The following is an 11,628-nucleotide window of genomic DNA, read 5'->3' as shown; positions in this document are numbered from 1 at the left end:
GATGCGACCCCAACTCAACGACGACGTCCGCTGCGTGCCGGTCCCCGAGGGCGCCTACCTGCACGCCGGCCACCGCTCCCGGGTCCTGCCCGGACCACAGGCGTATGAGTGGCTGCGACGGCTGACCCCGCACCTGACCGGCCGCCACACCCTGGACGAGCTGACCGCCCCGCTCCCGGCGGACAAGCAGGGCGCCGTACGGGACCTCGTGCTGCTGCTGCACCGGCTGGGCTTCGTCAAGGACGCCCGGGAGGACCTGCCGCACGGCCTCGCCGAGCACGAACTGCGCGAGTACGCACCGGAGATCGCGTTCCTGCGCTACGCGCTGGACTCCGCCGAGCACCGCTTCCAGCGCTACCGGGAGACGAGGGTGCGACTGATCGCCGACGGGCCGCTCCGGGCGGCGGCGCTGCGCGCGCTGCTGCGGACCGGGTGCCGGGACGTCGAGGTGGTCGCCGAGGCGGCCGCGTTCGGCGAGCTGGACCGGGCCGCGTCGGCGCAACGACGGGACCGGGACCAGCGAGTGCACCTGACGGACGGGTCGGACCTGCCGGAGGGGCCGCGCGTCGGGGCCGTGCTGGAGGTCCGGACGGCGCACGGGGGATTCGGGGCCGCCCGCCGGGCGCTGATCGCGACCGCGGAGCACTGCGCCGCCGCCGGCCTGACCCCGGCCCAGCTGCTGCTCGGCGGCGGCGAGGCCTGGTTCGGCCCGGCCGACGCCGGGGCCGCCGCATCCGGCTGGCACCGGCTGCTGCCGCCGCGCGACGGCGACCGCGAGGCGCCGCTGGGCGGCGCCGTCCCGGGGCTGCTCGCCCACCGGCTGGTCCTCGGCCTGTTCCGCGCCCTGACCGGCCTGGACGACCTGCCGCCCGCCCCCGGGACCTCCGCCGCCCCCGCCCTGGCCCGCACCGACCTGCACACCCTGGCCGGCTCCCGCCACCCGGTCCTGCCCCACCCGGCGGCCGTGGCCGGCGGCGCGGCGGCGCAGCCCGCCGACGCCTACGCGGACGCCGATGCGGACGCCGACGCGGACCTGCTGGCCCGCGCGGCGCGCGTCGTCGACGCCCGGACCGGCCTGCTCGGCGCGGTGGACGAGGCCGACTTCACCCAGTCCCCGCTCTGGGTCTGCCGGGCCGTCCCGCACGGCTACCGGGGCGAGCCGCTGGACGTACCGGCCGTCGGCTCGGGCCTCGAACGGGACGAGGCGCGGGTCGGCGCCGTGCTGGCCGGTCTGGCGGCCTACGCCGCGGACGCGACCAGCGGCCGGGCCGCGGACGAGGGCCGCACCACCCTCCAGGGGGTGGACCTGGCCGACGGCCGGACCGTCCCGGTCGCGCTGTCGACCGCGTTCCCGGACCGCACCGCCGGGCAGCGGCCGCACGGCACGGCCGGCGGCCGCTCGCCCGAGGAGGCGCGCTGGCTCGGCCTCGCCGACCAGGTGGAGGCACTGCTGGCCGAGGCGCCCGGCGGCGCCCGGGCCGGGACCACCGCACTCGATCCGGCGGACTTCGCCGCCGACCCCCGCACCGGCCACCTGCTGCGGCTGCTCGGCACGGTCGGCGAGCCCGCCCTCTACGACCTCACCGCGGCGACCGGGGTGCCGGCCTGCGCCACCCGGCTGGGCGGCGACACCGTCGCCGCCGCCGGGCGCGACCTGGCCGAGGCGGTCGCCCGCTCGGCCGAACGCGCGCTGCTGGCCTGGCAGTCCAGGACGGAGGACCAGCCCGGCTACCGGCCCGAGCCGGTTCCGCCGATCGGCGTGCCCGAGCCCGCGGCCCGGCCCGCGGCCGTCGCCGCGGACCTGGCGGCGCTGGCCGTGGCGCTGCGCACCACCACCGGCCTGCGGGCCGTCGCCGTACCGCTGGACCTCGACCCGCAGGCGACCGCCGTCCTGCCCGACCTCACCCGGGTGGTGCTGCTCCGTGACTGACCTCCGCACACCCGCTCGTGGCGCTCGTGGCGCTCGTGGCACTCGTGGCGCGGTCACCGTCGCGCTGCTCGGCTCGCCCTGGCTCGCCGCCGCCCCCGACTGGCGGACCGTCACCGCCGAGGACCTGGGGCAGCCCGGCCCGGACGTCCCGAACGTCCCGAACGTCCCGGACGTCCCGGACGTCCTGGTGGTCACCACCGTCGGCCCCGGCGACCGCGAGCCGCTGCGCCGGGGACGGGACTGGGCGGCAGCGCACGGCCGCCCCTGGCTGCCGGTCCGGCTGCTCGCCGGACAGGTGGTGCTCGGGCCGGCCGGTCTCCCCGGCCGTCCCGGCTGCCCGGGCTGCGCCGAGCTGCGTGAGCGCGACAACAGCGCGGAGCCGGCCCGCCGTGAGCTGCTCCCGCCCGACCTCCCGGCGCTGCGGACCAACCCGCTGCTGCTCGACGCCGTCCGGGAGCTCGTCACCGAGGAGACGGCCCGGCTCGCCGCGTTCGCCGACCCGGCCTCCACCCCCGCCCCCGCCCCCGTCACGCCCCGCACCGCCGACGCGGTGCTGCGGGTGGCGGCGGACAGCGGCGAGACCTCCCGCAGCGCACTGCTGCCGCACCCGTACTGCCCGGACTGCGGCGCCCTGCCCGCCGACAGCGCGGCGGCGGCCGTGCTCGCGCTGCCGCCCGCGCCGAAGCTCCACCCGGACGTGCCCCGCACCGCGCAGCCGGACCTGGAGCTCCTCGCGGACCGCTACGTCGACCCGGTCACCGGCGTGATCGCATCGGTTGACACCTGGTCCACCCCCGCCGCCCTGTGCGCCACCGCCCGCACGGCCCCCTCCCGGGCCGTGCACGCCAGCGCCAACGGCTACGGCCACGCCACCGACCTCGGCTCGACCCGGCTCGCCGCCGTCCTGGAGGCCCTGGAGCGCCTGGGCGGCGAGGCGCCGCGCGGTCGGCGCACCACCGTCACGGCCCGGTTCCGCGACATCGCGGACCACGCCGTGGACCCCCGGCGGCTCGGCCTGCACCACCCCGAGCAGCACGACCTCCCCGGCTTCCCGTTCGCGCCGTACACCCCCGACCGGGAACTGCGCTGGGTCTGGGGGTACTCCTTCGCCCAGGGCCTGCCCGTCCTGGTGCCCGAGAGCTACGCCTACTACAACCGCGGCCGGCTCGACGACTCCTTCGTGTTCGAGACCTCCAACGGCTGCGCCCTCGGCAACTGCCCGGCCGAGGCGGTGCTGCACGGCCTGCTGGAGGTCGCCGAGCGCGACGCCTTCCTGCTCACCTGGTACGCCCGGCTGCCCGCGCCGGAGGTCGACCTGGCCTCGGCCGCCGACCGCCGGATCCCGCTGCTCGCCGAGCTCGCCCGGCACCGGCTCGGCTACCGGCTGCGCGCGTTCGCCACCGCCACCGAGCACCGGGTGCCCGCCTTCTGGGTGCTGGCCGAGGCCGACCCCGCCGCCGGATCCGCCCCACCGCGCGGGCTGGACCTGCTCTGCGGCGCGGGCACCGCGCTGACGGCCGAACGGGCCCTGCTGCGCAGCCTCTCCGAGCTCACCGGCTTCCTGTCCGGCGCCGACCGCCGGCACGACCCGGACCGGGCGGCCCGGATGCTGGCGGACCCGGCCGAGGTGCGGACGATGGACGACCACGCCACCCTGTACGGCCACCCGGCCGCCCGGGAGCGGTTGGGCTTCCTCGGCGCCGGTGCGCCGCCCGTGCCGCTGGCCGCCGTGGCCGCCGGTACCCCCTGGCCGGAGCACCGGGACCTGATCGGGGACCTCACCGAACTGGTCGGCCGGTTCACCGGCACCGGCCTGGACGTGGTGGTGGTCGACCAGACCTCGGCCGAACACCGGGCCGGCGGGCTGTCCTGCGTCAAGGTGCTGGTCCCCGGCACGCTGCCGATGACCTTCGGGCACCGGTTCCGGCGCACCCACGGGCTGCCGCGGCTGCTGACGGTGCCCCGGCTGCTGGGCCACCGGGACCGGGACCTCACCCCGGCGGACCTCAACCCGGACCCGCACCCGTTCCCCTGAACCGCCGCGACCCATCCGCCGCGACCCAACCGCCGTCGGCGGACCGCCGCGACCCAACCGCCGTCGGCGGACCGCCGCGACCGAACCGCCCCACCGCCCCGACACTCCGCAGAGGTCATCCGTGTCACCCAGCGCTCCTCCCACCGACCCGGCACCGGGGGCGGCGGCCCGTGCCTACCTGCCGTACGGCCGCCACCCCGGACCGCTCCCGCAGTCCCCGGGCCCGCTCCCGCCCGCGACCCTCGTCCACGCCGACCGCCCCACCGTGCCGCTGCCGTGGGAACCGGCGGACGGCCCGCCCGACTGGCCGGCCGTCCTGGGCACGCTGATGCGCGAACTGCTCGGCCGGACCAGGGCGAACTGGATGTACCCGGTGGACCCGGCGACGGGCACCGCGCTCGCCGCACCGCCCGGGCAGGGCGACTGCCGCCCGGCGCCGAGCGGGGGCGCCCGCTACCCGATCGAGGCCTACCTCGCGCTCGGCGCGGCCCCCGGACGGCCGGCGGCGGTGTACCACTACGACGGCGTCGGGCACCGGCTGGTCGCCGTCCGCCCGGGGGACCACCGCACGGCCCTGGCCCCGGGCACCGGCGAGGCGCCCGACCTGGTCCTCGTGCTCACGGCGGTGTTCTGGCGAAGCGCCGTGAAGTACCGGGAGTTCGGCTACCGGCTGCAACAGCAGGAGACCGGGGTACTGCTCGCCCAGGCCCAGACGGTCGCCGAGTCGCTGGGCGCCACCGTCGGGGTGCGGCTGCGCCAGGACGACCGGCCGGTCGATGCGCTGCTCGGCCTCGACCCGTACCGGCAGAGCGTCACGGCCGTCCTGACGCTCCGCCACCCGGCCGCCCCGGCCCCCGGCCCAGGTCCAGGCTCGGGCCTCAACCCCAGCCCCAGCCCCGCCCCCGGCCCGGGCGAACCGCCGTCGGCGCCGTCGGCAGCGGCCGTACCGGTGACACCGCCGACCTCGATCCTGGGGCTGCTGCCCTACACCGCCGCCGTGCACGGGGCCTCGCTGGCCGAACGGCCGGACGCGGTCCAGCCCGCCCGGCCGGTGCCCGCGCCCGGGGCCGGGCCGGCGGTCCCGCTGCCCGACGCCGCCCCCCTGGGTCCGGCCGGGCTCCGCGCGGGGGTCGCGCGGCGCGCCTCGGCGAGCAACGGGTTCCTCCCGGTGCCGATGGACCGGCGGGCGGTGGCGGCGGTGCTCGGTGCCGCGGCCGCCGGGTACCCCGGCGACCTCGCCGGGGTCGGGACGGCACCCGCGGCGGTCGCGCTGTGCTGCGTGGTCCGCGACGTCACCGGCCTCACTGCGGGCTGCTACGCGTACCGCGGCGGGGAGTTGGTCCCGCTGCCCGTCCCGCCCGGCGCGCCGGAACGGATCGCCGCCGGGCTGGCCGCGCCGCCGACCCGGCTGGACTACCTGGAGGCGCCGCTGACGGTCCTGCCGGTCGCCGCCCTGGAGGCGGGGATCGACGTGTACGGCGACCGCTGGTACCGCCTGGCGCACATCGAGGCCGGGCTGGCCCTGCAACGGGCCGCCCTGGCGGCGGCCGCACTGGGACTGTCCGCCCGGATCCGGTCCGACGCCTCCTGCGCCGCCACCGACGAGGCCCTCGGCCTCCCCGCCGACGGGCTGACCAGCCTGAGCGCCCTGCACATCGGCACCCCCAGGCCCGGCCCGACGCTCGGCTTCCCGGTGTAGGGCCTGCGGGCCGCCCGGGAGGCGCGTTGATCATTTGTCTATCGGCGGCTGCGAGGCTCACCGAGTCGGCGCACCTTCCGGTGCGCCTCCGCAACCGCCTCCGCAACGAACTGGAGTCCTCCCCATGAACCGCGTTCCCAAGGCCGCCGAGCGCGCCGCCACCCTGCTGGGCCTCGCCGCCGGTGCCGTCCTGCTCGCGGCCACGGCCGCCCAGGCGGCCCCGGCCGCAGCGGAGCGTTCCGTCCAGCCGTCGCCGTCGGCGGCCACGCTCCAGACCGGGACGACGGCCCCGGGCGCCGAGACCGGCAACCCCCGGTTGCGGATCGACGTGACCGACGAGTGGAACACCATCGCCTCCAGGCCGCTGCCGCCCGGCCAGCAGCTCTGAGCCCTCGGCTCCCGAGCGCGGCGGATCCCCGAGCGCGGCGGATCCCCGAGAGGTCCGGGCGATCCGGGCGATCCGCCGCTCAGGCCCCGGACCGCAGCCGGTCGAGGAGCTCCCGGGCCTCCGCCGCCTCCGGCAGCCCCAGCGCGCTCAGCGAGCCGTAGGCCCGGGCCGCGTGCTCCTCGGCCGCCGCGCGGTCGCCGAGCTCGGCCTCGGTCCGGGCCAGGACCTGCAGCGCGTACGCCAGGTCCCGTTCCCCGTCGCGCGCGCCCTCCAGGTGGGTCACCGCCGCCCGGGCCTCCGTCAGGGCCTCCGCCGGTCGGCCGGTCACCCGCAGCGTGTCGGCGCGCCGGTAGCGGGCCATCGCCTCCTGGCGGGGCAGCCCGGCCGTGCGGCACAGCTCCAGGCACTCCTGGTAGGTGGCCAACGCCTCGTCGTGGCGGCCGAGTTCGTGCAGTGCGCGGCCGCGGATCCCCAGCGCGTGGGCGGCTCCGTGGCTGTCCGGGACGTCCCGCAGGGCCAGCAGTTCCTCGTCGCAGATCGCCACCGCCTCCTCGGCGGCGCCGCTGCGCAGCCGGGCGACGGCGGCGTTCAGCGCGGTGGCGAGGGCCCCGGACCGATGGCCGAGGAGGCGGGCCAGCGCGAGCGCCTGGTCGAAGTTGCGCACCGCGTCGGCGTACCGCTGCTGGAACAGCGCGATGACGCCGAGGTCGTTGCAGGTCTGCCGGAGGATCACGGTGTCCTCCGCGCGCCGGCAGGAGTCCGCCGCCCGGGTGGTGTGCTCACGGGCCTCGTCCAGCCGGGTGGCCTGGACGGCCACGTTGCCGCAGACGAAGCGGGCCCGGCCGGCCGCCCGGTGGTGGCCGGCCGACTCGGCGGCCTCGGCGACCTCGCGGGCGACCGAACCCAGCCGGGCGGAGGAGATGTCCCGGCCGAAGGCGCTGCACGCGACCAGCAGATCGGCGGCGACGTCGAGCAGCGCGGGATCGGGGGCGGAGCGCACGGCAGCGCCGACGGCGTGGGCGATGCCGTCGAACTCCCGCACCACCCAGGCCCTGGCCCCGGCCAGGTCGGCGAAGCGGGCGGCGCCCGCGACGGTGAAGGTGGTGCCGACCGGATCCCCCGGCACGGCCCGCTGGAACGCCGCGACGGCTCCCGCCAGCAGGAAGCGCAGCAGCCGGGCGGCCACCGGTGGCCGTTCGGGCGGGAGCAACCGCTGCTCGGCGTAGTTGCGCAGCAGTTCGTGGTAGCGGTACCGGCCGGGCTGCGGCGACTCCAGCAGGGCCGCGTCCACCAGGGACTCCAGCACCTCCTCGGCGTCCTCCGGGCCTAGGCCGAGCGCGGCCGCCGCCGCGTCCAGGGCGATCGTCGGCCGGGTGAAGGGGGCGAGGGTGCGGAAGGCGTACGCCTGGACGCCGTTCAGCTGCCGGTAGCCGAGTTCGAACACGGTGGTCACGGCCAGGCCGCCGACGCGCAGCTGGTCGAGCCGGTGGCGTTCGTCGGTGAGCGCGGTGACCAGCCGGGCCAGTGCCCAGCGGGGCCGGGCCGCCAGCCGGGCGGCGACGATCCGCACGGCGAGCGGCAGCCGGCCGCAGAGGCCGACCACGTCGTCGGCCGCGGCGGGCTCGGCCGCCACCCGCGGCCCGCCGATGACCTGCCGCAGCAGGTCCAGCGCCTCGTCGACGGCGAACACGTCGAGATCGAGGTGGGCCCGGGAGGACAGCCCCGGGACCCGGGTGCGGCCGGTGACGATCACCGCGCAGTCGCCGGAGCCCGGCAGCAGGGGGCGCAGCTGGGTGAGGTCGCGGGCGTCGTCGAGCAGCAGCAGGACCCGGCGGCCGTCGAGCAGGCTGCGCAGCAGTCGGGAGCGGTCCTCGACGGCGCGCGGCAGCTCGGTGGCGGCGACGCCGAGCGCGCCGAGGAAGCTGCCCAGGACGGCGGCGGCGTCGGCCGGTTCGCCGCTGGTGCCGCGCAGGTCCGCGTAGAACTGGCCGTCGGGGTAGTGGTCGCGGACCTGGTGGGCGACCCGGACGGCCAGCGTGCTCTTGCCGATGCCGCCCATGCCGCTGATCGAGGCCACGCCGAGGACGGACCGGTCGGCGTCGGTCAGGGCCGCGGCCAGCTGCCGGACGGCCTCGGCACGGCCGCTGAAGTCCGAGATGTCCGGCGGCAGTTGGGCCGGGCGGACGACGCCCTCCGGCGCCGGGGTGAGGACTGCGGCCGGGGCGGGCGCCAGCAGGCCCGGGTCGCCGGCGAGGATCCGGCCGTGCAGCCCGCACAGCTCCGGGCCGGGGTCGATCCCCAGCTCCTCGCCCAGCGTCCGCCGGGCCCGGGCGAAGACGGCGAGTGCGTCCGCCTGTCGGCCTGCCGCGTACAGGGACCGCATCAGGAAGCCGTAGCTCTGCTCGCGCAGCGGGTGCTGCTGGACGAACGCGGTGAGGTCGGACACCAGGGCATGGTGCCGGCCGCGGGCGAGCTCGGCGGCGAAGCGCTGCTCCGTCAGGGTCAGCCGCAGCTCGGCCAGGCGGGAGCGTTCGGCCTCGGCGAGCGGCCCGGGCACGCCGGCCAGCGGCTCGCCCTGCCACAGGGACAGCGCCTCGGTGAGCAGGGTGGCGCACTCCTTCTGGCGCCCCTTGCGCCAGGCGCGGGCGGCGGTGGCGGCCAGCCGTTCCGCCCGGTGGGCGTCCACGGACTCCGGCGGTACGGACAGCCGGTAGCCGTCGCCCACCGAGCTGAGCAGCTGCGTCACGGGCGCGCCGCCGCCGTCGCCGGTGTCGTTGGGGCGGGTGCCGTCGGCGCGGGTGCCGTTGGGCCCGTCGGCGTCCGGGCCGGCCAGCCGCTGGCGGATCCGCCAGGCGTAGGTGCGCAGGACCATCACCGCGGACGAGGGCGGTTCGGCACCCCACAGCGCGTCGAGCAGCTCGTGCAGGGTGACGGGGCGACCGGCCCGCAGCAGCAGTGCCGCCAGCATGGCCCGCTGCTGGGGCGGGCCCGGGGGCACGGCCTGCCCGTCGGCCTCGATGCCGATCGGCCCCAGCAGGCTGAACCGCAGCCGTGCCGGCGCGCACTCGTCCTGAACCACGTTCCGTTCCCCCGCCCCCCGAAAAGTCGACTTACCTTACACGCACCAGCCCGATCCACCAGGGCCGCCGCGCCGGTCGGGTCAGCGCCCCTCGGCGGCGGCGACCGAGGCCGGGGTCGGGGTCCGGGCGGGGTCCGGGGCGGTGGCGGGGGCGGAACGGCACGGCCGTCCGTACCGCCCCCGCCACCGTCCGTCACTGCGACCGCAGTTCGAGGACCAGCTCGCGCGGCAGGCCGTGGGTGTCGTGGAGGTAGCGGAGGTCGTCCTCGCCGAGCGGGCCGCGGAAGCGGGGGCGGGAGAGCAGCCGGCGGCCGCGCTCCAGCAGCCGGTCGAAGCGCTGCTCCTCGTCGAGCAGCACCCGGCGCACCGACCCCGGGTCCACGTCCTGGCCGAAGCGGTCCAGGGTGTGCCGCACCAGCTCCTGCGGCAGGTCCCCGAGCCCGCGCCGCGGGTCGTCGCGCCGCAGCACGGTGAGCACCCGGCGGACCAGGCGGCGCAGCACGTAGCCGCGGCCGGTGTTGCCGGGGAGCACGCCGTCGCCGATCACCACGACGGACGAGCGCAGGTGGTCGCCGACCAGGCGCAGCGACGGCTCGTCCAGCTCCCACAGCGGCGGCAGCAGGCGGCGCCAGGGGTCGAAGACGTCGCACTCGAAGACCGAGGAGCGGCCCTGGAGCAGCGAGGAGAGCCGCTCCAGGCCGAGCCCGGTGTCCACGTTGCGCTGGGGGAGCGGCACCAGCGAGCCGTCGTCGAGCCGGCGGTGACGCATCATCACGTGGTTCCACACCTCCACCCAGCGGTCGTCCCGGGTCGGGGTCGACTCCGGCGGGGTGTCGCCGGTCCAGAGGAAGATCTCCGAGTCGGGGCCGCAGGGGCCGGTCGGCCCGTTGGACCACCAGTTGTCCTCGACGGTCAGCTCGACCGGGACCCCGCGGTCCTGCCAGAGCTCCAGCGAGCCGGTGTCCGGCCCGACCCGGTCGTCCCCGCCGAAGACGGTGACGTGGAGCCGGCCCGGGTCGACGCCGAGGCCGTCGGTGAGCAGTCCGTAGCCCCAGTCGAGGCTCTGCGGGCCCTCGTAGTCGCCCAGCGACCAACTGCCCAGCATCTCGAAGACGGTGAGGTGGGTGCGGTCGCCGACCTCGTCCAGGTCGGTGGTGCGCAGGCACCGCTGCCGGTTGACCAGCCGCCTCCCGAGCGGATGCGGACGGCCCTCCAGGTACGGGGTGAGCGGGTGCATGCCGGAGGTGGTGAACAGCACCGGGTCGCCGGGCGGGGGCAGCAGGGTGGAGCCGGTGATCCGGCGGTGGCCGCGCTCCTCGAAGTACTCGGTGAAGACGCGGACGAGCTGGTCGGTGTTCATGGCGGTGGCTCCTTCTCGGGGGAGGGAGGCGCCGGAGAACGAGCCGCGCGATCATCGGGACCGGGGGAGCGAACGCCCCGGGAACACCACCGGCGGACCGTTTCCGGTCGCCGGGGGAGGGGGTACGTCAGGCGGCGGCAACCGGCGAGCTGGCGGCTCGCGCGGCTGCGCTGGTGCTTCGGTCCATGACGTCCATGCCCCCGAGGGTAACGCCCGGCCCCACCGGCGACCACCGGTTTTCCGGGCCGCCGTCCTACCCTGGACGGCATGGACGCGTTCGCGACGACTCCAAGCGCCACGGCGGCCGATGCGGCCGGCCTGGCGGCGCTGGTGCGGCTGCTGGCCGGGCGCGGGGCGGTGGTGCTCAGCGGGGCCGGCCTGTCCACCGAGTCCGGGATCCCGGACTACCGGGGCGAGACGGGCAGCCGGCGGCGCGCGGCGCCGATGACCTTCCAGGAGTTCACCGGGAGCGCGGCGGCCCGGCAGCGGTACTGGGCGCGCAGCCACGTCGGCTGGCGGGCGATCGCGGGGGCCGAGCCGAACGCCGGGCACCGGGCGGTGGAGCAGCTGCGGCGGTCCGGGCACGTCTCGGCGGTGATCACCCAGAACGTCGACGGCCTGCACCGCGCGGCCGGCACCCGTACGGCGGTGGAACTGCACGGCGGGCTGCACCGGGTGGTCTGCCTGGACTGCCGCCGGACCAGCCCGCGCAGCGAGCTGGACCGCCGGCTGGAGGAGCTGAACGGCGGTTTCCGGGACGGCCCGGCCCGGGTCAACCCGGACGGCGACGCCGAGTTGGCGCCGGAGCCGGTGGCCGCCTTCCGGGTCGCCCCGTGCGCGGCGTGCGGGGGCGTGCTCAAGCCGGACGTGGTCTTCTTCGGCGAGAGCGTGCCCCGGCCGAGGGTCGAGCGCTGCTTCGAACTCGTGGACGCGGCCCAGGGGTTGCTGGTGCTGGGCTCCTCGCTCACGGTCATGTCGGGGCTGCGCTTCGTGCGCCGGGCCGCCCGCGCGGGCACGCCGGTGGTGATCGTCAACCAGGGCGCGACCCGCGGGGACGAGCTGGCGGTGGCCCGGGTCGACCTGCCGCTGGGCGCGGTGCTGACCGAGGCCGCCCGGCGGGTCAGGGCCGGGTGACGG

7 protein-coding genes are annotated in these 11,628 nt (G+C 77.7%); 5 read left to right on the top strand and 2 right to left on the bottom strand.

The window, feature by feature from the left end:
• Position 1 precedes the first annotated feature (1 nt).
• The 4 genes from ACIQWA_RS10035 (at position 2) to ACIQWA_RS10020 (ending at position 6,052) form a co-directional block, all read left to right on the top strand.
• Positions 2 to 1,930, top strand: coding sequence for a hypothetical protein (locus tag ACIQWA_RS10035; RefSeq protein ID WP_402480543.1), 1,929 nt, complete (start codon positions 2 to 4; stop codon positions 1,928 to 1,930).
• Positions 1,923 to 3,965 carry a TOMM precursor leader peptide-binding protein gene (locus ACIQWA_RS10030; RefSeq protein WP_402480541.1) on the top strand — a complete coding sequence of 681 codons (2,043 nt, stop codon included), beginning with the start codon at positions 1,923 to 1,925 and terminating at the stop codon, positions 3,963 to 3,965. The genes ACIQWA_RS10035 and ACIQWA_RS10030 overlap by 8 nt, the downstream gene beginning before the upstream one ends.
• Before the next feature lie 121 nt (positions 3,966 to 4,086).
• The gene (locus tag ACIQWA_RS10025) at positions 4,087 to 5,664 is read left to right on the top strand and encodes a SagB/ThcOx family dehydrogenase (protein ID WP_402480539.1); all 1,578 of its coding nucleotides are present in this window, start codon (positions 4,087 to 4,089) and stop codon (positions 5,662 to 5,664) included.
• Positions 5,665 to 5,788: 124 nt separating this feature from the next.
• On the top strand, positions 5,789 to 6,052 hold the full coding sequence (locus ACIQWA_RS10020; RefSeq protein WP_402480537.1) for a hypothetical protein: 264 nt from the start codon (positions 5,789 to 5,791) through the stop codon (positions 6,050 to 6,052).
• 79 nt (positions 6,053 to 6,131) lie between these two features.
• Here ACIQWA_RS10020 and ACIQWA_RS10015 read toward each other — a convergent pair whose 3' ends face one another.
• Together ACIQWA_RS10015 and ACIQWA_RS10010 are read right to left on the bottom strand one after the other, a co-directional pair.
• Positions 6,132 to 9,131, bottom strand: coding sequence for an AfsR/SARP family transcriptional regulator (locus ACIQWA_RS10015; RefSeq protein ID WP_402480534.1), 3,000 nt, complete (start codon positions 9,129 to 9,131; stop codon positions 6,132 to 6,134).
• Between the two features lie 193 nt (positions 9,132 to 9,324).
• A complete protein-coding gene (locus ACIQWA_RS10010; protein WP_402480531.1) occupies positions 9,325 to 10,491 on the bottom strand; it encodes an alanine--tRNA ligase-related protein in 1,167 nt (388 codons plus the stop codon).
• A gap of 267 nt (positions 10,492 to 10,758) precedes the next feature.
• Here ACIQWA_RS10010 and ACIQWA_RS10005 point away from each other — a divergent pair, with 267 nt between their 5' ends.
• Complete coding sequence (locus ACIQWA_RS10005; protein WP_402480529.1) at positions 10,759 to 11,625, top strand: NAD-dependent protein deacetylase; 867 nt, start codon at positions 10,759 to 10,761, stop codon at positions 11,623 to 11,625.
• Positions 11,626 to 11,628: the final 3 nt, after the last annotated feature.

Origin of the sequence: Kitasatospora sp. NPDC098652, from assembly GCF_044760155.1 — a bacterium.
Taxonomy (GTDB): Bacteria; Actinomycetota; Actinomycetes; order Streptomycetales; family Streptomycetaceae; genus Kitasatospora.
This window is presented reverse-complemented; position numbering and strand designations above follow the sequence as displayed.